The organism is Citricoccus zhacaiensis, from assembly GCF_014645315.1.
In the GTDB taxonomy this organism is placed as follows: domain Bacteria; phylum Actinomycetota; class Actinomycetes; order Actinomycetales; family Micrococcaceae; genus Citricoccus; species Citricoccus zhacaiensis.
In genome coordinates, this window is sequence record NZ_BMLQ01000003.1 from 54,063 (window position 1) to 77,378 (window position 23,316).

The 23,316-nt window shown below is 66.7% G+C and carries 23 protein-coding genes and 1 tRNA gene; 8 read left to right on the forward strand and 16 right to left on the reverse strand.

The features are described 5' to 3' along the window. Nucleotides 1–39: 39 nt before the first annotated feature. On the reverse strand, nt 40–171 hold the full coding sequence (locus IEX49_RS16775; RefSeq protein WP_229672309.1) for a putative transporter small subunit: 132 nt from the start codon (nt 169–171) through the stop codon (nt 40–42). Between the two features lie 30 nt (nt 172–201). Further along, nucleotides 202–1,956 carry a sodium:solute symporter family protein gene (locus tag IEX49_RS05850; protein ID WP_188805167.1) on the reverse strand — a complete coding sequence of 585 codons (1,755 nt, stop codon included), beginning with the start codon at nt 1,954–1,956 and terminating at the stop codon, nt 202–204. A gap of 492 nt (nt 1,957–2,448) precedes the next feature. Between IEX49_RS05850 and IEX49_RS05855 the strand changes: the two genes are divergently transcribed. Further along, nucleotides 2,449–2,521, forward strand: a tRNA-Ala gene (locus IEX49_RS05855). A 44-nt stretch (nt 2,522–2,565) separates the two neighbouring features. Here IEX49_RS05855 and IEX49_RS05860 read toward each other — a convergent pair. Both IEX49_RS05860 and IEX49_RS05865 read right to left on the reverse strand, forming a co-directional pair. Then, nucleotides 2,566–3,012, reverse strand: coding sequence for a hypothetical protein (locus IEX49_RS05860; protein WP_188805169.1), 447 nt, complete (start codon nt 3,010–3,012; stop codon nt 2,566–2,568). Nucleotides 3,013–3,019: 7 nt separating this feature from the next. Beyond that, a complete protein-coding gene (locus IEX49_RS05865) occupies nt 3,020–4,474 on the reverse strand; it encodes an SNIPE associated domain-containing protein (RefSeq protein ID WP_188805171.1) in 1,455 nt (484 codons plus the stop codon). Between the two features lie 381 nt (nt 4,475–4,855). Between IEX49_RS05865 and IEX49_RS05870 the strand changes: the two genes are divergently transcribed. Next, entirely contained in the window at nt 4,856–5,314 is a 459-nt protein-coding gene (locus tag IEX49_RS05870) for a DUF1801 domain-containing protein (protein WP_188805173.1), read from the forward strand. Between the two features lie 6 nt (nt 5,315–5,320). Here the strand turns inward: IEX49_RS05870 and IEX49_RS05875 are convergent, their stop codons facing one another. Together IEX49_RS05875 and IEX49_RS05880 are read right to left on the reverse strand one after the other, a co-directional pair. Continuing rightward, the gene (locus IEX49_RS05875; protein ID WP_188805174.1) at nt 5,321–6,379 is read right to left on the reverse strand and encodes an isopenicillin N synthase family dioxygenase; all 1,059 of its coding nucleotides are present in this window, start codon (nt 6,377–6,379) and stop codon (nt 5,321–5,323) included. Nucleotides 6,380–6,453: 74 nt separating this feature from the next. Next, nucleotides 6,454–7,440 (reverse strand): Cof-type HAD-IIB family hydrolase, encoded by a 987-nt coding sequence (locus IEX49_RS05880; RefSeq protein WP_188805177.1) that lies wholly within the window; start codon nt 7,438–7,440, stop codon nt 6,454–6,456. Between the two features lie 92 nt (nt 7,441–7,532). On the opposite strand from IEX49_RS05880, the gene IEX49_RS05885 reads away from it, so the two are divergent. Then, nucleotides 7,533–8,192 carry a LytR C-terminal domain-containing protein gene (locus tag IEX49_RS05885; protein ID WP_188805179.1) on the forward strand — a complete coding sequence of 220 codons (660 nt, stop codon included), beginning with the start codon at nt 7,533–7,535 and terminating at the stop codon, nt 8,190–8,192. A gap of 47 nt (nt 8,193–8,239) precedes the next feature. Here IEX49_RS05885 and IEX49_RS05890 read toward each other — a convergent pair whose 3' ends face one another. Then, nucleotides 8,240–9,790: an SLC13 family permease gene (locus IEX49_RS05890; RefSeq protein ID WP_188805180.1), complete on the reverse strand. Its 1,551-nt coding sequence runs from the start codon at nt 9,788–9,790 to the stop codon at nt 8,240–8,242. A 284-nt stretch (nt 9,791–10,074) separates the two neighbouring features. Between IEX49_RS05890 and IEX49_RS05895 the strand changes: the two genes are divergently transcribed. Both IEX49_RS05895 and IEX49_RS05900 read left to right on the forward strand, forming a co-directional pair. Next, nucleotides 10,075–11,019: a LysR substrate-binding domain-containing protein gene (locus IEX49_RS05895; protein WP_229672310.1), complete on the forward strand. Its 945-nt coding sequence runs from the start codon at nt 10,075–10,077 to the stop codon at nt 11,017–11,019. Further along, entirely contained in the window at nt 11,016–12,119 is a 1,104-nt protein-coding gene (locus tag IEX49_RS05900; protein ID WP_188805182.1) for an enolase C-terminal domain-like protein, read from the forward strand. Before IEX49_RS05895 ends, IEX49_RS05900 begins: the two co-directional genes overlap by 4 nt. A gap of 2 nt (nt 12,120–12,121) precedes the next feature. Here the strand turns inward: IEX49_RS05900 and IEX49_RS05905 are convergent, their stop codons facing one another. Together IEX49_RS05905 and IEX49_RS05910 are read right to left on the reverse strand one after the other, a co-directional pair. Continuing rightward, a complete protein-coding gene (locus IEX49_RS05905; RefSeq protein ID WP_188805184.1) occupies nt 12,122–12,760 on the reverse strand; it encodes a uracil-DNA glycosylase family protein in 639 nt (212 codons plus the stop codon). Between the two features lie 66 nt (nt 12,761–12,826). After that, a complete protein-coding gene (locus IEX49_RS05910) occupies nt 12,827–13,264 on the reverse strand; it encodes a DUF3052 domain-containing protein (protein ID WP_188805185.1) in 438 nt (145 codons plus the stop codon). A gap of 225 nt (nt 13,265–13,489) precedes the next feature. Between IEX49_RS05910 and IEX49_RS05915 the strand changes: the two genes are divergently transcribed. Then, nucleotides 13,490–14,683 carry a thermonuclease family protein gene (locus IEX49_RS05915; RefSeq protein ID WP_188805187.1) on the forward strand — a complete coding sequence of 398 codons (1,194 nt, stop codon included), beginning with the start codon at nt 13,490–13,492 and terminating at the stop codon, nt 14,681–14,683. A gap of 64 nt (nt 14,684–14,747) precedes the next feature. Here the strand turns inward: IEX49_RS05915 and IEX49_RS05920 are convergent, their stop codons facing one another. Continuing rightward, nucleotides 14,748–15,875, reverse strand: coding sequence for a YihY/virulence factor BrkB family protein (locus tag IEX49_RS05920; RefSeq protein ID WP_188805188.1), 1,128 nt, complete (start codon nt 15,873–15,875; stop codon nt 14,748–14,750). 193 nt (nt 15,876–16,068) lie between these two features. Between IEX49_RS05920 and IEX49_RS05925 the strand changes: the two genes are divergently transcribed. Together IEX49_RS05925 and IEX49_RS05930 are read left to right on the forward strand one after the other, a co-directional pair. Beyond that, nucleotides 16,069–17,211 (forward strand): DNA adenine methylase, encoded by a 1,143-nt coding sequence (locus tag IEX49_RS05925; protein ID WP_188805190.1) that lies wholly within the window; start codon nt 16,069–16,071, stop codon nt 17,209–17,211. Next, complete coding sequence (locus IEX49_RS05930) at nt 17,195–17,599, forward strand: acyl-CoA thioesterase (RefSeq protein WP_229672311.1); 405 nt, start codon at nt 17,195–17,197, stop codon at nt 17,597–17,599. Before IEX49_RS05925 ends, IEX49_RS05930 begins: the two co-directional genes overlap by 17 nt. Before the next feature lie 6 nt (nt 17,600–17,605). Here the strand turns inward: IEX49_RS05930 and IEX49_RS05935 are convergent, their stop codons facing one another. The 6 genes from IEX49_RS05935 to IEX49_RS05960 form a co-directional block, all read right to left on the reverse strand. Next, on the reverse strand, nt 17,606–17,806 hold the full coding sequence (locus IEX49_RS05935; protein WP_188805555.1) for a hypothetical protein: 201 nt from the start codon (nt 17,804–17,806) through the stop codon (nt 17,606–17,608). An 81-nt stretch (nt 17,807–17,887) separates the two neighbouring features. Continuing rightward, a complete protein-coding gene (locus tag IEX49_RS05940; protein ID WP_188805194.1) occupies nt 17,888–18,256 on the reverse strand; it encodes a glyoxalase superfamily protein in 369 nt (122 codons plus the stop codon). A 62-nt stretch (nt 18,257–18,318) separates the two neighbouring features. Then, on the reverse strand, nt 18,319–19,992 hold the full coding sequence (gene aceB / locus IEX49_RS05945) for a malate synthase A (protein ID WP_188805196.1): 1,674 nt from the start codon (nt 19,990–19,992) through the stop codon (nt 18,319–18,321). A gap of 264 nt (nt 19,993–20,256) precedes the next feature. Then, nucleotides 20,257–21,561, reverse strand: a complete 1,305-nt coding sequence (gene aceA / locus IEX49_RS05950; protein ID WP_188805198.1) for an isocitrate lyase — start codon at nt 21,559–21,561, stop codon at nt 20,257–20,259. Nucleotides 21,562–21,785: 224 nt separating this feature from the next. After that, on the reverse strand, nt 21,786–22,619 hold the full coding sequence (locus tag IEX49_RS05955; RefSeq protein ID WP_188805200.1) for an NUDIX hydrolase: 834 nt from the start codon (nt 22,617–22,619) through the stop codon (nt 21,786–21,788). Continuing rightward, nucleotides 22,616–23,254, reverse strand: coding sequence for a TetR/AcrR family transcriptional regulator (locus tag IEX49_RS05960; protein ID WP_188805202.1), 639 nt, complete (start codon nt 23,252–23,254; stop codon nt 22,616–22,618). The genes IEX49_RS05955 and IEX49_RS05960 overlap by 4 nt, the downstream gene beginning before the upstream one ends. Nucleotides 23,255–23,316 lie beyond the last annotated feature (62 nt).

Sequence of the window (23,316 nt, forward strand, 5' to 3'; positions counted from 1 at the left end):
AAGGTGACGCGCCGCCGTCGTTGGTGGGGGTGGCCCCGATCAGATGATCGGGCGGCCCGCCTTCTTGGACTCCGAGACGTCGCGGAAGAAGCCGCGCGCGATGAAGAACAGGACGGCGGCCACGATCACGGGCCACATCAGTACGTACACAGTCAGCAGAACTGTTGTCATGGTGGTTCCTTTCTGGTTCGTCGCGGCCGGTCAGTCGCGCTGGGAGTCGGACGAGGATGATCCCCCCGAGGTTTCCGATGCCTTGGCGGCGGCAGCGGCCGCCACGATCTGCTCGGCTGTCTGCGGGGTGTCCGGATCGAAGTCTCCGGTGATGTCCTTGATGACGTCGAAGTCGAAGTTCTGCTTCGACCGGACGGACATCAGGTAGCAGACCAGGAAGGAGACCGCGTAGGCGACCAGCGAGGCGGAGAGCACCGTGTAGTCGCGCAGACCGCCGGTGAAGATCCCGGCGAACGTGAAGGGCGCGGCCGCCACGGTGGCGATCCCGCCGACCCAGATCGCCGGCTTCAGGCCGAAGAACCCGAAGGACATGATGCCCAGCACCACACCGATGCCGACCGTGGCCAACAGCTCGACGCTGAAGCCGAGGACGCCGGTGAACGGGATCCACTCGAAGCGCACCGGCAGGAACGCCACGAGGGCGGCGAGCACCGACACGGAGAAGGCCGCGTTGGTGACCTTCGGCCAGTAGAACGAGGCGATGACCGGGAACACCAGGCAACCCCACAGAGCACCGACGAACACCAGCAGATCGAGGATGTTGAACTGCGCCGTGGCGAAGTACAACCCCGCGCCCGTGGCCACGATCATGCTGATGCGGCCGACGAGCAGCATGGTCTTCGGGTTGGCCTTCTTCTTGCCGACGGACTGGCCGTAGATGTCCGCCATGACGATGGAGGACAGGGCGGCTAGGTCCGAGTCGGCGGTGGAGGAGAGGGCGCCGATGATCATGATGAACGCCAGGGCCAGCAGGATCGGGCCGAGGTAGGTGCCGGCCATCTGCGGGATGAGGTTGTTGACGTCCCCGTTCATGGGCTCCACGCCCAGGTACAGCGCCATCACGCCGAGCATGCCGATGCCGATCACCGAGCCGCCGTAGCCGATGGTGGCGGTCACGAAGGTCGGCTTGATGAGATCCTCCCGCACGGCGAACAGGCGCTGGGCGATGGTCTGGTTGCCGATGGCGTAGGCGAGGACGGCGGCGATGTACGGGGCGCCCTGGTTCATGAAGGCCTCAGAGGAGAAGAAGTTCTCCTGCTGCGGGGTGACGTTGCCGGCAGCCACACCGGCCTCGAACATGCCCGGGCCGCCGGCCACGAAGAAGATCACCGGGATGATGATGACGGCCGCGCCCAGCATGAACATCACCTGGGCGAAGTCGGTCAGCACGGAGGCGCGGAAGCCGGACCACAGGGTATACATCAGCACGCCCGCGGCCACGATCACGATGCCCGCACCGAAGCTCAGCGGGGACAGCATCGAGATCAGGGCGCCGCCGGCAATGAAATTGGAGGTCAACGAGATCAGTGAGCCCAGGACGTTGGATCCGGCCAGCATCAGCTGGGAGGACCGTCCGTGGCGGGCGTACATGACCTCGGCCAGGGTGTGGGCCCTCGGGGCAACCTTGCGGATGCGCTTGCCGAAGGGGTAGATGAAGAGGATCATCAGGGCTCCCCAGAGCCCGTAGTGGATGGGACCGGAGATGCCGTAGGTGTAGCCCGCGGTGGCGGAGGCGTACATGGACGAGGCCCAGATCCAGGTGGCGGTCATCGATGCCGCGGAGATGCCGAATCCGATGTTGTTGCCGGCGGTCATGTAGCCGTCGGCGTTCTCCTTCTTCCGGCTGATGCCCACGGACATCCACATGGTGCCGCCGTAGAAGAGGATCAGCAGCAACACCACTGCCAAGATCCCTAACTGATTGAATTCCTGAGCGGGTGGCATCCCGGTCCTTTCATCTCGGCGACAATGACAGCGGTCCACGGGGCTGGTATTCGGTCCCCGCGGACCGTAGTACGTAGCCGTCTCCGGCTACCGGCGGCCCCCTCGGGCCACGTGCGATGGCCCCGTTCGGGCCTCGCGGCGACCCTTCAGGTCACCTCCGGCGGGAGCCATGTCAGCGGGTCTGCATGTCGTGTCCATGCACCCAGCTGGGCTCTCTCGCATCGGCGTTGGCAATGAAGCCAACCGCTGAAGTCTCTCATGTTTGCAACCGCAATACCAGTTCGAGGGGTCGATCTTGAAGTAAAGCGCCTTGTCAGAAAGGAGTTTCCAGCGTCTTCACAGGCGGTCAGCAGTGGGGCCTGCGTCAGCCCGTGTTGGTCTGGTGTTGGCATCGGCGCGGCTCGGCCACGATGGGGACACCTGCGAATTCGAAGGGCGGCCAGTGACGGAGTATGATGGCTGAGCGCCTTCCGGCGATGCGTCGGGATCCGCGGGGCCTTAGCTCAGTTGGTAGAGCGTTTCGTTCGCAATGAAAAGGTCAGGGGTTCGACTCCCCTAGGCTCCACAATTGTCCTGAGTCGAGACACCGTTAGTAAACGATGTCTCGACTCAGGACTTTTTTCGTGGGTTCGTTTTTCGGGTTGTTGTCTTGAGGTGTGGTGGTGTGCCGGGGGTTCGGCTGAGGGGCTTCTGGTAGTTCTTGCTGGGGTCGATGGCGTGCTCGGCGATGACGTCGCCGGTGGCTGCGTTAGTGGTAGTGACGTGGTTGTCCTGGATCAGGAGCAGGACGTTCTCTTCGATGCGTGCCTGGGAGGTGTCGGAGTTGTCCGGCGTAGAGGTTGGAGACCTTGCCGTAGCGGTCCACCCGGTCGGTGTGGCTGCGAGATTCTGCTTCAGGGTGTGTGTTCCGGGCTGCCGACTCAGGCCGAAGCGCTGGGCGGCCTGGACGATGACGAGGTTGCGATTTTTCGATCCCATGGAATATCGTTGCCGGTCCACACTGTCGGTGCAGTGTCGTCGATGTCCCGAGTCATCGGTGGCCTTGGAGCCGACCATGCGGTGATCATGCAATGGCTTGCGGTATGCGTCCTGCTTGGCGCATCTCTTCCGAAGCTTCGAACTCCGGGGCGTTCGATGACTCGTGGAACTCCAAGAGCTGCGCCTCGTGGTCGGCATGGTGCTCTAGAAGCGCCTCCTTGACCTCCGACGGAGTGGCATAGAAATACTCCCGTCGTAGATTGACCAGATTCACACGCTTGTTGGCGAAGTGTTCATGGAGCGCACGTTCAAGTCCAACTGCATCCTTGGCGAAGATCATGGTGTGACTGTCGAAGTAGAATGGGACCGATGCGTCGCCCAGCTCTCGTACTCGGTCGTCCGGGTTGAGGCGTCGAGTCATGCCGATCTTGATGATTCCCGGTCCGAAAGCGCCGCGATTCGAGATGACGTAGACGTACCCTGCGCGTGTATTGGCCATAGTCGATTCAACATCGGCGAGTTTCTCCTCCGCCTCAGCGAGTGCTGAATTTGCCTTGTTGATGGCTTCTTGGTCGCCTGAAGCCTGGAGGGTCGCGAGCACCGATTTGTAGTGCTCGACCTCCTTCTCCTGCTTGGCCTTGGCGGCGAGAAATTCCTTTTGAGCTTGGCGTTCCTCACGCTCTCGAGCCCGTGCTTCCCGCTCCTCCTCCTTGGCGGCCTTGGTTGCCTCGAGATGGGCATGGGTGAGGGTGAGTTCCTTTTCGCGGAGGTTGAGGTACCCAGGGGTGATGCGGATGCTCATGGTTTTGCCAAGCCGAGCGACCGCCTCTGCGGACTTCTCGAGTCTCTTCTTTGCCGCTGACAAGTGGCCCGCCTTGACCGTCTTGATGGAGTTTTCTGCCTCCGCGTTGAATGCGCGGAGGAGTAACTTGGTCATATCGTTGACCATCTTCCGTCCCTGTGCCTCCGAGCCGTTGACTGTCCAACCCTGAGCGGCTGACGTGGCATTCTTGTCCCGGACCATGCCCTTAATGCGCTCGCGAGTTGCCTGAAGGTCAGCGCCGTACTGCACGGAATCCGATGCGGGATTTTCGAAGTTGTAGAGGCCATAGTCGTTCAGGTCAACCATGTCTTCTAGGTCGATCACCTGTTGTTTTAGGTCAGCGACACGGTCGCTTTCGAATTTTGCCTCGTCCTGGGTTGTCACGATGTGCCGGCGCAATGCGTCGATGTTTTCGTCGAGTCGGGCGACCTCGTCCTGACGCTCCAATACCTCCATGCCGTTAATGCGATCGAAGTCGGAACGAAGCTGGCGGTTCTCTGCTTGTGCTGCCCGTAAGGCAGTGGCCCTGCTTTCCCCGGTGCTGGCAAGGGTTTCGTTCTCCTTGCGAAATTTGAGGACGTGGGCGAGCCCCGCGATAGTGAAAGGAATGCCAACAATTGTGAATGTCGCGAGGATGAGTCCAATGATGGCGGATATGAACATCGGCTTGTTCTGCGATGTGGGTTCTGGACTTTCGGGTGGCGTTTTCAGTTCCATGAGAGGCCCGTCGTTTCGTTGCTAGCGGGATAGAGGTAAAGCCAAGTATCCCAAGTCGCTGGACACCTTAGGCAAGGGGTAAAAATCCTATTGACAGTTCACGCCACCCATCAGGGAATGCATTCCCGCTCGCAATGAGAAGATCACGGTTTTGACTCCCTTAGGCTCCACGATGAGTCGAGACATGGGTGACACCTGAGTCGCGTCATCGGTGACAGAAGAACGGGAGTCCGGCCATCGGCCGGACTCCCGTTCTCATGTCTGAAGGACCTCAAGCGTGCTGGGTTGAACGATGAACTGGTCAGGAATCGAGAAGCGCCCCGGGCGGGGCCGCCGTTAGTGTGGTCGGCATCAGCCAGGTGAGACCGAGGAGAAGCGACGATGACGACCGAGGGCGACACCCCAGGAGGTTTCTCCGCCCAGGAGCGGACCGCGATGAAGGAGCGAGCTGCGGAACTGAAGGCTGACGCCAAGCGGGCCAAGGGGGCGAAGAAGGCGGCTGCGGACGAGGCGGACCTTCTCGCCAAGATCGCGCAGATGCCCGAGGGCGACCGCGAGATGGCCGAACGGCTGCACTCGATCGTCTCGGCCGTCGCCCCCGACTTGGCGCCCAAGCTCTACTACGGTCAGCCCGGGTACAACCGGGATGGGAAGGTCGTGGTCTTCTTCCGCAGTGGGCAGATGGATAAAGAGCGCTACTCGACCTTCGGTGTCAGTTCGAAGGCGGCCCTCGACGAGGCTGACGGTTTCTGGCCGACCTCCTACGCCCTCATCGACCCGACCGAGGAGGGCTGGGAGCGGCTCGCCGACGTCGTCCGGCGCGCTGCGAAGACGGAGTAGCGAGCCCTACTTCGCCGCCAGCTCCGGGTGGAACTTCTCGGTGACCTTCGGATGCGCACGGACAAAGCCCTTGAGCATGTTGGAGCCGAACGAGGCCAGCATGGGGTTGTCGGGATCGTCGGAGACACCGCGGGCCTCGGCGGCCAGCTCGGCCGGCAGCTCCACGGGCTCGATCACGGCGTCCAGGCGCGGGGAGTAAAAGAACGGCACGGAATAGCGGTCCACGCCCTCGTCCGGGGCGATGGCCCGGTGGATGGTGGCCATGAGGTAGCCGTTGGTGGCCACCTCGAGCATCTCGCCGAGGTTGACGACCAGTGCGCCGTGGATCGGCTCGACGGGAAGCCACTCGTCCTGCCCGTAGGGGCGCACCTCAAGGCCGCCCACCAGATCCTGCAGGAGCAGGGTGATGAAGCCGTAGTCGGCATGCAGGCCGACGCCCTGGGTGCCGGCCTCCTTCACTCCGCCGACGTAGTGGGCCAGCTTGCCCATCCATGCGCGGTCACCGCTGAACGGCTCCGCGAAGTGGTCCTCGTCCAAGCCGATGGAGACACACAGGGCCTTCAGCAGGTCCTCGCCGACGCGATCCATCAGACCGGTCCAGTCCATGGCCGCCCGCTCGAGTTCTGGCATGTCCGCCGGCCACTGATTGCGGCCCTGCAGGTACCAGTACTCCTCGCCGGGCGTGATCTGCTCGGCCGGGACCGGGGCGCGGTCCGGGGAGAAGTCGATCTGCTCGCGCGAATCCGGGCGCCCCTGGGTGCGCTCGGAGCCCACCGAGGAATAGCCGCGGTAGTGCGGGGAATTCTGGTTGTGCAGGGCCAGTTTCTGCTCGTCCGGCCGGGCGAAGAACTCGGCGGTGACGCGGAACAGGTCGTCCACCTGGCCGGCGGCGGCGCCGTAGTTGACGATCTGGAAGAAGCCCACGTGGTGGGCGGCATGGCGCAACCGGTCCAGGAAGTCCGGGGCGAAGGAGCCGTCGGCGGTCCGCATGGTGGACAGGTCCAGGACCGGGATGTCCAACGGTGCACCGGTGGTGGTGGAGTCGTCAGAGAGCGCAGAAGTCATGGAACCAGTCAACGACGCCGGCCGGCGCACATACTTCTACGTTGCCTTGCGCTACCCCGGGTGACGACATTTCGTCACATGGTGGCGTTCGGCGCGCCAGTGGTCTTTAATGCCCACTCCAGGAAGGCCTGCCCGGCTTCCTCATGCCGACCCTCGGCCGTCCCGAAGCCCTGGGCGGCCAGGTCGTCACTGGTCATCACCGGGTACGGGGTCTCCGGGATGCCGTCCTCGTGCCGGACGTCCACGTGCACCACCGGCGCCCCGCGCTCCTGCAGCCAGTCCGCCATGGCGTAGTCCGTGCGGGAGTCCCCGCAGGTGAACCAGCGCATCGGCAGTTCCCCGTCGGCAGCGATCAGAGCCCAGGAGCGCTCCGCACCGCGGTCCTTGCCACTGGAGGCATGCTCGACGTCCGAGGAGATGATGGTCGAGTCCAGCTGGAACGCGTCGGCGGCCCGGTCCTCGGCGAGGAGGCCGGCCACGCGGTCCTCGAAGTCGCGCTGACCTGCCCGGTAGCGCTCCGGCGACTCGCCCACGTTCATCTCGGCCGAGAACATGGCCAGCTTGGTGTCGTCGTAGAACATGGTGTCCGTGTAGTCGCCCACCAGCCGGACCAAGCGCGACTCCAGGTCCGCTGGGAGCCGCATGCCGGCGTCGACCTCCATCCATACGGGCACCCCGTGGCCGCGCGTGGCCCGGGGGAGGCCGGCGTCGCGATCCGTGTCAGTGGGGTCCTGACCATACTCGCCGGTCTCGCCCTTCCGTGCGCTTCCGGAGGCCGGAGCGGCAAGGTCGGCCAGAGCAGCGAAGGAGAAGTGGACCGCGCCCTTCTCGCACACCGCGTGGAACCGGGCGTCGCCGGGCAAACCGGCAGCGAGGAGCGGGGCAGCCACGTGCTGCAGCACGAAGTCGGCGGACCGGCCGGTGTTGAAGACCACGGGGATGCCGCGGCCCGCCAGGGAGACCAGTGCCGTGACGATGCCGTCCGGCACCCGGCGGGTCTCGGGAGAGGCGATGGGACCGTCGACGTCCAAGAGCAGTCCAAACGGGGGCACAGTACGCATGCCACCAGAGTAGGGGGCGAACCGGATGCCAGACCGTGGCCCGTCGCCTAATGTGGTGCGGACTACAGTCCACGTGCACCGAAGGGGGTCCCGTGTCCCACCCTCAGCTGCCTCCAGACGTGGACCCGCGCCAGGAGCCGGACGGGCGGCGGATCTTCACGGAGAACGATCTCGGACGTTATTTCGGGGTGGTGGACCCGAAGGTGCTGCAGCGGGACCGCCGCCGGCGTCACCGGCGGCACGCGATCGTCCTGCTGATCGTGGCACTCCTCGTCTCCGGGGTGACCGTCACGGCATGCCAGGTGCTGCAGGGGGCCTGGAGCATCCCGGGATGGGAGGCGGCTCCGCCGGAGGAGCCCCTCCTGTGCCCGGCGGGGGAGTTCGACTACTCGACCGAGTCCACGGTGACGGTCTTCAACGGCACTAACATCGGCGGGCTGGCCGGGGACGTGGCCAACGCGCTCGAAGAGCGTGAGTTCGTGATCGGCGGAGTCGGCAACAAGGGGTTCACCACGTCCAACATGGTGGCCGTCATCATCTCCGGCCCGGAGGGGCGGGGCACGTCCCTGGCGGTGCAGCGGAACATCGAGGGCTCGGTCTACCTCCCGGACGCCCGGGAAGAGGCCACGGTGGACGTCATCATGGGCACCCAGTACGAGGGCCTCGTCCCGGCGGACGGGGTCAACACCGCATCGGGACCGCTGGACTGCCAGCGGCTCGAGACGGAGGCTCCGACGGCGGCGCTGGGCTGAGCGCTGTCTCACCGGCCCCGCGCCGCCGTCGATCGCGTGCGATCAGGTCACATGCCGCCGGGGAACACCAGCGGGACCAACGTGTACATCACGAGCATGATCAAGCCGATGGAGACGACGTTGAGCCAGACGCCGGCGCGCACCATCTGCTTGATGGTCACCTCGCCCGAGCCGAACGCCACCGCGTTGGACGGCGTGGCCACCGGCAGCATGTAGGCCGAGCAGACCGCCAGGGTCACGGCGATGGTCATGAACAGCGGATCCATGCCCAGGCCCACGGCCACGGCGCCGAAGATCGGGAAGAACGCGGCGGCCGTGGCGGTGTTGGAGGTGAGCTCGGTCAGGGCCAGGGCCACCAGGATCACGATCAGCAGCACCAGCCATGCCGGGACACCGCTGAGGGCTCCCACCTGCCCGCCCAGCCACTCCGAGAAGCCGGTGGCCGTGAACATCGCGGAGAGGGAGAGTCCGCCGCCGAAGAGCAGCAGCAGTCCCCACGGGATCTCCTTGGCCGCGGACCAGCGCAGCAGGGCGGTGCCGTTCGGGTTCACGGAGCGCTTCTCGGCGGGGACGAGGAAGCAGGCGATGGCGGCGGCCATGGCGACCTGGGTGTCCGAGATGGTGTCCAGGAATGGCAGGGCTGAAGCCACGGCGGGGATGTCCGCGATGAAGGGGACGAAGACCCAGAAGAAGATCGCCAGCAGGAAGATGATGCCCACGCGGCGCTCCGGGGTGGTCAGCCGGCCGAGCTTGGCCAGCTCGTCCTTGATCATCTGCTTACCGCCCGGGATCTCGGAGACCTCGGCACGGAACACGAGCTTGGTCAGCACCAGCCAGGCGATCCCGATCATGACGACGGCCCAGGGCACCCCGACCAGCATCCAGTGGCCGAACTGCAGGTCGAAGCCGTGGGACTCCATGAGGTAGCCCTTCATGAGGGCCATCGGCGGCTGGCCGATCAGGGTGGCGGTGGAGCCGATCGTCACGCCGTAGGCGACGCCGAGGAGCATGGACGCGGCGAACCGCTTGCCGCCGGCCTCCGGGTCGACGCGGCGCACCAGCTGCAGGATCGAGACAGCGATCGGCACCATGATGACGGCGGTGGCGGTGTTGGACACCCAGGCGGAGATGAAGGCTGAGGCCGCCATCAGCCCGAACACGATCTGCGCGGGCTTGGTGCCGACCATACGGATGGTCAGCAGGGCCACCCGCAGGTGCAGGTTGGACCGTTCCGTGGCGAGCCCCAGGATCACGCCGCCCATCACGAGGAAGACGACCGAATCGGCGTATGGCGCGGCCACGTCCTTCATGGGGGCCATCCCGAACAGCGGGAACAGCACGAGAGGCAGGAGGGATGTCACCGGGATGGGGGCGGCCTCGGTCATCCACCAGATCGCCATCCACAGGGCGCAGCCGGCCACGGCGCGGCCCTCGAAGGACAACGACGCCGGCAGCACCAGGGCCAGCACCAGGCCGGCTGCCGGCCCCAGGGCCAGCAACCACCAATTGCGCTTGCCGCCGGAGTCGAGCGCGTCTGACGGGGGTTCGGGTTGTCCCGGTGCGGTGACCGCGCGGGCGTCGGAAGAGGTCTGGGTCATCTCGGGTGGTCCTTGGGGATGTGATGGAGCGGGTTGAGCGGTGTCGAGCGGTTCTTTCTCCAGAACCGTCTGAATCTGTGATCTGTCACACCGTACGCGGATCAATGACAGGACAGAAGTACACATTCCACCTGTATTGATATGTCCAGAGTTCTAATATGGTTGGAACTGGTCTTTCACTTGTGAGTCATGCCATCCCTACGCTGGATCGACCATGCCGCGCTCGCCGAGCGTGGCGCAGAGCGGGCCGGCCCGGCCCAGGATGGCATCGGAGAGGGGGTGGCGTGGTGGATCTGCGCCAGATGCGCTATTTCGTGGCCGTTGCCGAGGAGCGGCATTTCGGGCGGGCGGCCGAGCGGCTGCACATGGCCCAACCGCCGCTCTCGCAGCAGATCAAGCAGCTGGAGGCCACCCTGGGCACCCAGCTCTTCGAGCGCACCACTCGCCGGGTGGACCTCACCGATGCCGGGCAGCTCATGCTGGAGCGGGCCCGCCAGATCCTGGCCGACGTCGAGGCCCTGACCAAGGATGTCCGCGAGGTCGGTGCCGGCGCCGCGGGCGTGCTGCGCGTCGGGTTCGTCGGATCGGCCACCTATCGGGTCATGCCGGCCGTGGTGCAACTGGCCCGGCGTGAGCTGCCCGGGGTCCGCCTGCACGTGGTGGGGGAGATGCTCACCCCGCAGATCGAGCAGGGGCTGTTGGAGAACCGGCTCGATGTCGCCGTTCTGCGCCCGCCGGTGCAGTCCTCGGAACTGTCACTCGACGCCCTCGAGGGGGACAGTCTGGTGGTCGCCCTCCCGGCCCACCACCGGCTGGCCACCGCCGGCGGCCCCGTTCCCCTGGCCGAGCTCGCCGGAGAGGACTTCGTGAGCTACCCGCAGGGGTCCGCCGTCGCCACCATCACGTCCGAGGCCTGCCGGCAGGCGGGCTTCCGCCCGCGCGTCGTGCAGGAGGCCACGGAGACCTCGACCCTGCTGGCCTTCGTGGGTGCGGGCATGGGCCTGGCCCTGGTGCCCGACGGCGCCCGGCGGGCCGCGGCGTCCCCCATCGCCTACCGCGAACTCGAGAGTGCGCCGGAGGTCGGCCTCGCCATCGCCTGGAAGCACGGCAGCCGCTCCGGACTCATCCCGCCCTTCCGGGCCCTCGCCCACCGTGCCGTGGGCGAGGTGCGCCACGGCCAGCCCAGCCTCGTCCACCCTCCGTCCCCTGACCAGCAGGAGCGTCCATGAAGATCACCGGCATCGAAGCCATCCCCTACGCCATCCCGTACAGCCACCCGTTGAAGTTCGCCTCCGGTGCCGTGGAGACCGCGGACCACGTGCTGGTGCGGATCCACACCGATGAGGGGATCACCGGGGTGGCCGATGCCCCGCCGCGGCCCTACACCTACGGTGAGACGCAGGTGTCCATCAAGAACATCGTCGAGGAGGTCTTCGCCCCGCAGGTCATCGGGCTGGACCCCTTCGACCGGGAGAAGGTCCATGCCGTGATGCGCCGGACCATCAACAACCAGGTCGCCAAGGGCACCGTGGACATCGCCCTGTGGGACCTGGCCGGCAGGACGCTGGAGCGGCCGGTGCACCAGCTGTTGGGTGGGTGGACCGATTCGATGCGGGTCTCCCACATGCTCGGCTTCAAGCCGGCCCAGGAGCTGCTGGACGAGGCGCTGCGCTTCGGCGAGGAGTACGGCATCACCACCTTCAAGCTGAAGGTGGGCCGCCGTCCGCTGTCCTTGGACATCGAGGCCTGCCACGTGCTCCGCGAGGGACTGGGGCCGGACGTGGAACTCTACCTGGACGCCAATCGCGGCTGGACCGCCAACGAGGCCATGCAGGTGCTGCAGCAGACGGACGGTCTGGGCCTGACCCTGCTGGAGGAGCCGTGCGACGCCAAGGAGGCCATGAGCCGCCGCCGCCTGGTCGAGAAGTCGCCGATCCCCGTGGTGGGGGACGAGTCCGTACCCACGGCCGGCGATGCCTCCCGTGAGCTGCTCTCGGGCGGCTGCAACGCGATCTGCATCAAGACCGCCCGGTCCGGGTTCACGGAGGCCACCGAGATCCTGGGGCTGTGCACCGGCCTCGGCGTGGATGTGACCATGGGCAACCAGATCGACACCCAGATCGGCTCACTCGCCACCGTGACTTTCGGCGCCGCCCACGAGGCGACCAGCCGCCGGGCCGGGGAGTTGTCCAACTTCCTGGACATGGCCGACGACCTGCTGGCCGAGCCGATCGCCATCGCTGACGGACGCATCTCCGTGCGGGACGTGCCGGGCGTCGGTGCGGAGATCGACGGCGAGAAGCTGTCGAGGTACCGCACCGACCGCTGAGGTCAGCTGCCGCTCACGAGCGGCCGGATGCCGCACAGGCGCATGGCCTGACCGTAGGTCTCGACCATCTGGTCCTCGAGTTCCTCCGGAGTGAACTTCCGGTTGGCGCTCTGGGCGTGCAGCGCGGGCGCGTGGAAGACCTTGATGGCCTTGGCTGAGAGTACCGAGCCGCCGATGGTGGAGGAGAACGCCTTGATGAGCTTCTGGGACTCGCCACCGTGGGCGATGATGGCCACCACGCGGGGGACGCGCTTGAGGAAGCGGTTGAAGGGCTTCACGCCCGTGGCAATCCGCTCCTTCGTGAGGTTCAGGGCGTAGTCCTCCTGGGTCCAGGGGTGGACCAGCCAGGGGATGGTGTACTTCGGGTCCAGGCCAGCCGAGGAGAAGACGCGGAGCAGGCGCTCGGAGGCGTCGTCGTCGTTCTCATGGGAGAGGAAGCCGGACGCGGTGCCGGGTCCGGGGGCGGGGGTGAGGACCAGGATACGGGCCTCGTCCACGTCATGGGCGGGGTCCACGTAGGGGATGGGACCCTTGTCCGTGGCCTCCAGGGAATCGCAGAGCTGGGTGATCGGTTCGATGTTCTCGCCGTGGAGGCGGTCTTGGCTTTCGGAGACGTAGGCGGGATCGGACATTCGGCGCATGGGTGCTGTCCCTCAGTGTTGATGTGTGGTGCTCCGGTCAGTTCAGACCGGCCTGCTGCCTCCAGTCTACGAGGCGGTTCTCACCCGCACGGAGGACCACTCCCCGGACAGCGGGATGTTGGCGTTCAGCGTGTGCCCACGGGCCTCGATGTCCTTCCAGATGGTGTCCCGGTTGATGTCCGATCGGCCACCCTTCGGATAGCCGATCCACAGCACCCGGGCACCGAGCGCCGGCTCCAGCCAATCGTCCAGCACCCCGTCCAGGGACTTCTGGTCCTGGGCGAAGAGCACGACGGCGGTGGCCTCCGTGATCTCGTCCGACAGCCTCACGCCCTCGGGCAGGGGATCCAGGAGCGAGTGCAGGCCCTGGTGCCCGCCGGCCAGGTGCAGGGTGTCGGTGGGCTTGATGAAGAGCTTCTGCGCGGTGGTCTTCTGAGGCGCGGAGGGGGCGGCACGTGCAGTTGAGTCGGCGGGGGTGGCGGGCTGTTCCGGGGTCGTGGCCATGACACCATTCTGCCTCCACCATGACGGGGGAACGACGTCGGCCCGGCATCGTCCACAGGATTCCCCGGGAAGATGCCGGGTCGGCTTCGAGGTCCGTGGAGCCCGTCATCTCCAGTGGCCGGGACCGCGGTCCTCTGCCGCTCGCCTATGCTGCTGTGGTCATCATGCGGAGGGGCACGCACAGAGGACTCGATGGTCATGGCTGGTTTGTGGGCAAGGTCATCAGTGACCGCCAAGGTGGTCACCGGGGTGGCCGTGGTGGCCGTGGCGGCAGGCGCCACCGGCGTCGCGGTGGCGCAATCTGGTGGTTCGGACGACCGTGACCGGGCGACCGTGGTCCGGGTGATCGACGGTGACACCATCGACGCGGAGGTCAACGGTGAGGTCCAACGTGTCCGGCTGTTGAATGTGGATACACCGGAGACCAAGCACCCGGAGAAGCCCGTTCAGTGCCTGGGCCCGGAAGCCACGGCGTTCCTGGAGGAATTGCTGGCCCCGGGTGAGCAGATCGAGCTCGTCTATGACGTCGAACGCACTGACCGGTATGACCGGACTTTGGCCGGTGTCTACAAGGACGATTCGCTGGTGAACGCAGATCTGGCAGAAGCCGGTTTGGGGGTGGCCGTCCTGTACGAGCCGAACGATCGCTTCTACGCAGAGGTTCTCGAGGCGCAGGAACGGGCCGAGGAGGCCGGCGAGGGCCTTCACGATGCGGCCGTTGAGTGCACCGTCCCGGCCCTGGCCGAGGCCCTTCCGCCCTTGGAGGATCTGCCGGCGGCCATCCCCGCAGACGCAGCCGGCGTGGCCGCGGCGCTCGCAGCGGCTGCTCCGGTGATCGCCGCCGGTGAGGCATTGGGGGCGGCTTTGGATCTGGTCGAGTCAGGTGGTCACGTGGTCCTCTCCAAGGCTTATGGAGGTCTGGCCCTGGAGTTGAGAAAGAGGAGCGACGTGGCATTGCCGGCTGCGGTTGCCTATCAACAGGGGCTGCTGGCCAAAGAAGCCGAACTGGCGGAGGAGGCTCGAGTGGCGGCAGAGAAGGCTGCCGAGGAGAAACTGGCTGCCGAAAAGGCCGCCGCGGAAAAGAAGGCCGCGGAGGAACGAGCGGCTGCGGAGCAGAAGGCCGCAGAAGAGCGAGCTGCCGAAGAAGCTCATCAAGCGGAGCAGGACCGTGCCGCAGAAGCAGAGCGGCAGCAGGCGGAAGCTGAGCGGCAGCAGGCGGAAGCTGAGCGGCAGGCAGACAGGGCCCGCGAACGGGAGGACGCTCGCCAGGCAGAGCGCAACCGTTCGAACGAGAGGCAGCAGGAGACACCACGTCGCCAGCAGCCGTCGAATAGTGGTTACGGAACGGATGCTGACTTCCCGGGCTACACGGGACCCCGTTGCTATGCCCCGGGCGGACAGGCGTGGAAACCCTGCTGAGAACGCACCTGTGGGGGTCAGGTCGACCGGTCGACCTGACCCCCACAGCGGGGAGGTGGAAGAGTCAGTCCCGGCGGGTGGGCTCCTCGTGGCCTTCGGCGCCGTAGGTCAGGCGCAGCACGCGCCCGTCGGCTTCCAGCTTGTCCCGGGCTTCCTTGGCCTTCTCCACCTTGGAGATGTCCCGCGGCGGGAGCTGGATCATCTCCTCGGCCGGGATCCCAGCCTGCAGCTGCCGCGCGCGCTCGACCTCCGCGTCGACCTCCGCACCCAGCAACAGCACGATGTTGAAGATCCAGAGGACGAAGAGCAGGGCCATCACGGTGCCGATCGCACCGTAGGAGCTGTAGCCGGCGAACTGCGTCAGGTAGATGGACAGGGCCACGCCGGCGATGGCGATGCCGACGATCGCCACGACCGAACCGATGCCGACCCAGGTGAACTTGGGTTGCTTCACGTTGGGCGTGAAGTAGTACAGCACGGCGATCATGGTGATCACGAGCGCCAGGATGACCGGCCACTTGACCCAGGCCCAGATCGGCAGGAAGGTCTCGGACAGGAAGGTCAGGGTGCCGCCCAGCCCGAGGGGTTCGGCGATCGGGCCCAGGACGCCGTCGACCAGCGACTGGTTCAGGGCGAGCGAGACCAGGATGAGCACCACGCCGAGGAGCAGGGACAGGGTGACCAGCAGCATGGTCCCGAGCTGCTTCACGAGCCCACGCCCCTCCTCCACCCCGTAGATGGCGTTCATGGACCGCGAGAAGGCCTTGACGTAGGCGGAGGCCGACCACAGTGCGGTGGCGATACCGATGATCAAGGCGATGACGCCTCCGGTGGCGGAGCTGATCATCGTGTCCACGAGGTCGACCACGAGGCTCTGGTAGTCCGCCGGCACGTACTGCTGGACCAGGTCGTCCACGAGCGTGGTCACCGTGCCGGCGTTGTTGGCGAGCACGAGGGTGATGATCGAGAAGATGGCCAGCAGGGCCGGTGCCAGGGACAGCACCATGTAGTAGGTCAGCCGGGCGGCCAGGTCGGTGCCGCTGTCGGTGCCGAACTCCTTGAGAGCGCGCTTGAAGGCGTACTTCCAGCTGGCGCCCTTGAGCTTGGGTGGATCATCGGGCTTGGTGCCGTGGTCCGGCTCCGGAGAGTCGGCCGCGTCGAGCGTTGCGTCTATCGGATCTTTGATGGGCACAGGATGTCCTCTCCTCTTCGTCTGCGCGGGTGCGCTGAACCTCGACTCGGGGCCCATGGTGCCACCGTTCGGTGGTCCGGCTGCACCGTTCTTGTTCTCCTGCCTGCCATCCTGTCCTGTCTGCGGCGGATCTGAAAGCACCGGCGGGCCGTGCCTACCCCTCCGCAGGTCACCGGTCGGTTAGGTTCGATGCATGATCAAGTACCTGGGCTCCAAGCGGTTGTTGGTGCCCGTGCTGGGTGCCATGGCGTCAGCGGCCGGTGCCCGCACCGCCGTCGACCTCTTCTCTGGCACCACCCGTGTGGCCCAGGAATTCAAGCGCCGGGGCATCCGCACCACGGCCTCGGACCGGGCCACCTACACCGGCGTGCTCGCCGGCTGCTACATCGCCACCGACGCGCGGGACATCGACCGGACCGAGCTGGCCGCCATCCTGGCGGATCTTCAGGGCACGACGCCGGCCCGCGGCTATGTGACGGCGACGTTCTGCGAGCAGGCACGCTACTTCCAACCCCAGAACGGCATGCGGATCGACGCGATCCGCCAGCGCATCGAGGACGACTACGCCGGCACCCCCTGGTACCCGATCCTGCTGACCTCCCTGCTCGAAGCGGCCGATCGCGTGGACTCCACCACGGGCATGCAGATGGCCTACCTGAAGTCCTGGGCCCGGCGCTCCGGGCGGGACCTGGAGCTGCGGGTGCCCGCGTTGCTGGACGGGCCTGGGGCGGTGGTGGTCGGGGACGTCATGGACACGGTGGACACCCTGCCGCAGTCCGACCTCTACTACGTGGACCCGCCGTACAACCAGCACCGCTATTACGCCAACTACCACGTGTGGGAGACCCTGGTCCGCTGGGACGAGCCCGAGCACTACGGGGTGGCCTGCAAGCGGGTGGACGTGCGGGACGAGGACACGCGCAGCGTCTTCAACTCCAAGAGAACCATGCCGGCGGCGCTCGCGGATGTGCTCACCCGGATCCGGTCCGAGCTGGTCATCGTGTCCTACAACGACGAGTCCTGGATCACCGCGGACGCCATGGAGCAGTCCCTGCGGGGGGCCGGCCATGAGGAGGTGGCCGTGCTGGGCTTCGACTCGAAGCGGTACGTCGGGGCGAGCATCGGCATCCATTCGCCCACGGGGGAGAAGGTCGGGAAGGTGTCCCACCTGCGCAACACGGAGCTGGTCTTCGTGGCCGGGCCGGCCGAGAAGGTCGAGGCGGCGCAGGCTGCGGCGGGAGCGGTCATCGGCGGGGGACGCTTTTCCGCGGGCAGCACGGGCGGCACGGGCAGTACGAGGAAGAAGGGCGATGCGAGCCATGTCTGCACCCTATGAATTCGAGATGGACCTGCGGTGGTCTGACCAAGACCTGCAGGGGCACGTGAACAATGCCAAGGTCGTGACCTTGGCCGAAGAGGCTCGCGTGCGGTTCCAGTCCTTCCTGGACCGGGCGACGTCGGGGCCGCCCGAGGCGAACCGCGTGGTGGCCCGGCAGGAGATCGACTACCACGCTCAGACAAGGTATGCCCCGAGTCTCACCATGCAGGTGGGGGTCTTGAGGATCGGCACGAAGTCATTCACCTTGCGCCATCGCGGGATCCAGGACGGCGCACCGGTGTTCACGGTGGACGCGATCATGGTCAATGTGGATGGGACGGGCCGATCTCGGGCGCTGACCCAGGGGGAGCGCGCTCAACTCGAGGAATGGAGCTGGCCAGACTGAGTGGTGCTAGTAGTTGGACGGCGGGTCCGAGGCCGGGAAGGACTCGTTCCCCCATTCCTCGGCCAGCTCCTCATCGTGGCGGTGTGCCGCCGTTTCGATCGGATCGTCGGCCACTGGCGGTTCGGCCAGGGCCTCGTCACCCGAGAGTTGTGGTTGCTGTTCGTCGAGGCGGTCCTCTTCGGGCACTTCGGGATTCACGTGGTCCACGGCGACTCCTTGTTCCGACGATGGGTGGAGATCCCCAGTTTGACCATCCAGGTGATCTGCGGCAAGAGTGCCGCCGCGTTGTCAGCGCGGCGGCATCTGCTGCAACGACCAGGTGTTGCCGTCCGGGTCAGCGAAGTAGACGAACCGGCCCCAGTCCTGTTCGTCCACGCCGCTGCACTCCACCCCGCGGCCGGACAGTTCAGCGAAGGCTGCATCCGCGTCCTCGATGACCATCTGAATGCCCTTCTGCGAACCGGGTGCCATCTCGGTGATGCCCACTCCCAGCGCGATCGAGCAGGCTGATCCCGGCGGGGTGAGCTGGACGAATCGCAGCTCGGGGGAGAGGACGTAATCATGGTCGGCGTTGAAGCCGACCTGGTCCACGTAGAAGGATTTCGCCCGGTCGACGTCGGTGACCGGAATATCGACCAGCTCGATCTTCATATCCATGACGGCCACCGTAGAACCGCGGCGGTGCCGGGACAATGTCCTGGCACCGCCGCGATCGAATCTCAGACCGATGTACCCGCCAGCGCCTGCCGCGCCGGGGCATTGGCCGAGAGGAACCTCCGGTAGGCCGGCAGGGTCAGGAAGTCGGGGTACTCCTCCGCCAAGGTGGATCCAGCGAAGACCTCGAGGGCGTCGTCAAAGCGGTCCCCCTCGGCCCGGTCGATCCGGCCGAACTCCTCGTCCATCAACTCCTGCACCCACTCCCGGGTCACCGTCTTGGTGCCACCCTCACTCAACTCAGCCGTGGAACCCGCGTTGATCCACTGCCAGATCTGCGAGCGGGAGATCTCCGCAGTGGCAGCATCCTCCATGAGGTTGTGGATGGCGGCGGCGCCGTTGCCCCGCAGCCAGGACTCCACGTAACGGATGCCGACCTCGATGTTCATCCGCACGCCGGCCTCCGTGATGGAGCCCGGGGTCTCGGACACGGTCAACAGCGCCGCGGCGTTGGGAGTGACATCCTCGCGGCGGTTGGCGCGGATCTGGTTCTGCCGGTCCTGCAGCACGGAATCGAAGACCTCCATGGCCACCGGCACCAGGTCCGGGTGGGCCACCCAGGAGCCGTCGAAGCCATCAGATGCCTCACGGGTCTTGTCTGCCCGCACCTTCTCCAGCGCCGCGGCGTTGGCCTCGGGATCACGGCGGTTCGGGATGAAGGCCGCCATGCCGCCGATCGCCGAGGCGCCGCGCCGGTGGCAGGCGCGCACGAGCTGATCGGTGTAGGCCCGCATCATCGGGGCGGTCATGGTCACGTCGGCACGGTCCGGCAGCACGAACGCCTCGCCGCGATCCCGGAAGTTCTTGATGATGGAGAAGATGTAGTCCCAGCGCCCGGCGTTCAGGCCCGCGGCGTGGTTGCGCAGCTGGTAGAGGATCTCCTCCATCTCGAAGGCCGCGGTGATCGTCTCGATCAGCACGGTGGCGCGCACGGTGCCCTGGGGGATCCCGAGGTGATCCTGGGCCACCACGAAGATGCAGTTCCACAGGCGGGCCTCGAGGTGGTTCTCCGTCTTCGGCAGGTAGAAGTACGGTCCGCGGCCGCGGCGCAGCAGCTCCTTGGCGTTGTGGAAGAAGTACAGGCCGAAGTCCACCAGGGCGCCGGCCATCGGCTCGCCGTCCACCACCAGGTGGTCCTCGTCCAGGTGCCAGCCGCGGGGGCGAACGATGATGGTCGGTCGGTCCACGAGCTGCACGCCGCCGAGCGCGTAGTCCTTGCCCTCGGGGGAGGTGAAGTCGATCTGGCGGCGGATGGCGTCGCGCAGGTTGACCTGGCCGTTCAGCATGTTCTCCCAGGACGGCGAGGAGGAGTCCTCGAAGTCGGCGAGCCAGCATTTGGCACCGGAGTTCATCGCATTGATGGTCATCTTCCGGTCCACCGGTCCGGTGATCTCCACGCGGCGGTCCTTCAGACCGGGCGCGAGCGGGGCAACGCGCCACGAGCCGTCTTCACGGATGGTGCGGGTCTCCGGCAGGAAGTCCAGGGTGGCGCCGTCGGAGATCCGTTGACGGGTCTCCTCCCGCTTGGCCAGGAGTTCGAGGCGGCGGCCGTTGAACTGACGGTGCAGGCTGGCCAGGAAGTCGAGAGCATCGGGGGTGAGGATCTCCTCCTGCCGGGGCAGGTGCGGGCCGGTGATCGTCACGCCGTTGAGCGTGATGGGCTGGTCGGTGGGGTACATGGGAGCCTCCTCGGGGAGTCGTCCGCGCCCGCCGTGTTGGCGGTGACGCGGTGCGCGTTCTGAAGAACGCGTGGTGTCAGGAAAGTCGATGGAAGAGCCCCAGGGTGTGGTGCGGGGTGTGATGGGCGACGTCGGCCGTCAAGGTGGGCGCCGGCGTCGGGATAGCTGATGGTGGGGTGGAAGGACGGACGGCGCCCGGACCATGTGGGGTCCGGGCGCCACCCGCCTTCCGTCCGGCTCAAGGCTTGGCCTGAGCTGACTGGATCAGAACTGGCCGGCCTCGGTGGACCCGGTGAGGGCCAAGGTGGAGGCATCCGGGTTCAGGGCGGTGGAGATGGCATCGAAGTAGCCGGTGCCGACCTCGCGCTGGTGCTTGGTGGCGGTGTAGCCGCGGGCCTCGTCGGCGAACTCGCGCTCCTGCAGCTCCACGTAGGCGGACATCTGGCGCTCCTGGTAGCCCTTGGCCAGGTCGAACATCGAGTGGTTCAGGGCGTGGAAGCCGGCCAGGGTGATGAACTGGAAGGTGTAGCCCATGGCGCCGAGCTCGCGCTGGAACTTGGCGATGGTGGCATCGTCCAGGTTCTTCCTCCAGTTGAAGGACGGCGAGCAGTTGTAGGAGAGCATCTGGTCCGGGAACTCGGACTTGACGGCCTCGGCGAACTTCTTGGCCAGTTCCAGGTCCGGGGTGCCGGTCTCCATCCAGATGAGGTCGGAGTACGGGGCGTAGGCCTTGGCGCGGGCGATGCAGGGCTCGATGCCGTTGCGGACCTTGTAGAAGCCCTCGGCGGTGCGCTCGCCGGTGATGAAGTCCGCGTCACGCTCGTCCACATCGGAGGTGATCAGGGTGGCAGCCTCGGCATCGGTGCGGGCGATGACCACGGAGGGGACATCGGCGACGTCGGCCGCGAGGCGGGCGGCGTTCAGGGTGCGGATGTGCTGGCCGGTCGGGATGAGGACCTTGCCACCCAGGTGACCGCACTTCTTCTCGGAGGCCAACTGGTCCTCCCAGTGCACGCCGGAGGCGCCCGAGGAGATCATGGACTTCATCAGTTCGTAGGCGTTCAGCGGGCCGCCGAAGCCGGCCTCGGCGTCGGCCACGATCGGGACCAAGTAGTCCTCCACGGTCTGGACGCCCTCGGCGAACTCGATCTGGTCGGCGCGCATCAGGGCGTTGTTGATGCGGCGGACGACCTGCGGCACCGAGTTGGCCGGGTACAGGGACTGGTCCGGGTAGGTGTGGCCGGAGAGGTTGGCATCGGCGGCGACCTGCCAGCCGGAGAGGTAGATGGCGCGCAGCCCGGCCTTGACCTGCTGGACGGCCTGGTTGCCGGTGAGGGCGCCCAGGGCGTTGGTGTAGGAACCCTCGGCGTGCTCACTGGTCAGCTGCTCCCACAGCTTCTCGGAGCCGCGGCGGGCCAGCGTGTGCTCCTCCTGGACGCGGCCGCGGAGCTTGACGACGTCCTCGGCGGTGTAGGTGCGATCGGTATTGGCCCAGCGGGAGTTGTGGTCCCAGTCGTGCTGGATCTGCTCGGCGCTGGCCGGGGTGTGCTGGGTGTTCTGCTCGGTCATGGCAGGCTCCTCGGGTCTGGACTGACGGATCTGTGGTGTCGAAGCGGTGTCTCGCTGCTTCGTTGAGATCCAGTCTTGACTCCTGCAAGGTCCCGAAGGGCGGAAAGGCCAGAAAAGTTCTGACCAATGCCCGACTCTGTCAAAAAGTGCATACCTGGGGTGCCATCTCCCCGGAGAGTGTCGTCCAGGATGCCAACTGCGTCAGAGAGCGAGAAAACTGACTCTCAGTCCTGAAGGATGGCCGAGTGATACGCCGCGAGATCGTCAGCGAAGGAGTCGGCGCCGGAAAAACCGGTGACGCTCCTGGTCGGCGCTGGGCCAACGGTCGGCTGTACCGCGGTCATATCGCCCGGGGTGGACGCGGCCTCCTCCGCGGACCTCGCTGCGGCCAGGGCGCGGAACATGGACCACGTGGGCGGCATGAGCTGATGATGTCCGGCGCGGAAGTCCTGCAGGGCGCCGCCCGCCGTGGTCCATCGGCTGGCCGTGCCCTCGAAGGAGAGCGTCCCCGGGACCTGGCCCTCCGGCAGGATCGCGGCGAAGAAGTACGTGTCGTACCGCCGGGAGGCGCCCTTCGGGGTGATCCAGCGGGCGAGGGGCGCCATGCCGGTCACGTCTGGCAATAGCTCCTGCTCCGTCAGCAGGCCGCCGAAGTCCAGTTCGTGGCGCTCGATGCGGATCCGGGTGTCCTCCGGCCAGGCGTTCACCGAGGCGGGGTCTACCGGGGTCCCGTCCCGGTGCCGCGCCATCAGGATGCCGGTCTCCTCGAAAGTCTCCCGCACGGCCCCGGCCAGCATCTTCCCCGCGGCAGCGGGCTCCAGTCCGAGCGACTCTCCCCAGGCGTCCAGGTCGGTGCCCTCCCAGAGGGAGGCGGGCAGTTCGTCGGCCGGATCGATGCGACCGCCCGGGAAGGCCGAGACGCCCGCGCTGAAGGCGAGCTTCGTGGAGCGAGTGATCGTGAAGACCTCGGGGGTTCCGGCAGCAGATGCCGTTCCCGGGCGAAGCAGCAGGACGGTCGCGGCCTGGGGTATCGGCTGGAGCGTGCCCGGAGCCGTCATGCCGCGCTCCCGGCCTCGGCGGCGACGGCGGGGGAGGTGTCGCCGGCGAGGGACCGGTAGGCCATCCCGGCCAGGACGACGCCGGCCGGATCCCCAGGGGAGTCCGGGGCGCTGTGCGGGGTGGAGTTGAGCAGACCGAAGGTGCCGAGCAAGCGGACCTGGCGCTCGCCGTCGCGCATGGCCGGGTCCAGGCGGGCCAGCACACCGTCCCAGAGCTGGACGTACTCGCGCTGCAGTCGGCGCACCTCCTGGTTGTCCTCCGGGGCCAGGGAGGGCAGTTCGCGGTCCTGGATGCGGATGACGTCCGGATCGGTGGTGGCGAACTCCAGGTGGAACCGGATCAGGCGCATCAGGGTGTCCGCGGCGCCACCGCGTGCCTCCTCCGGCGAGTCCTCCGCCAGGATGGTCCGGCACCCGTCCAGCAGCCGCTCGGAGGCGTCCACGAGGATCTCGGCGAGCAGGGCGTCCTTGGACGGGAAGTGCTTGTAGAGGGCGGGGCCGCTCATCCCCACGGCCTCGCCGAGCTCGGCGGTGGACACGGCGGCGAAGCCGCGCTCGGCGAACAGCCGGGCGGCGGACTCCATCAGCGCGGCACGGCGATGGGCCTTCTGCGTGGCCCGCCAGGTTGCGGTCATCTGGTCCTCCTGCGGATCCGGGTGCATCCATCATAGACAACTTCGGTTACTGACCGCTAACC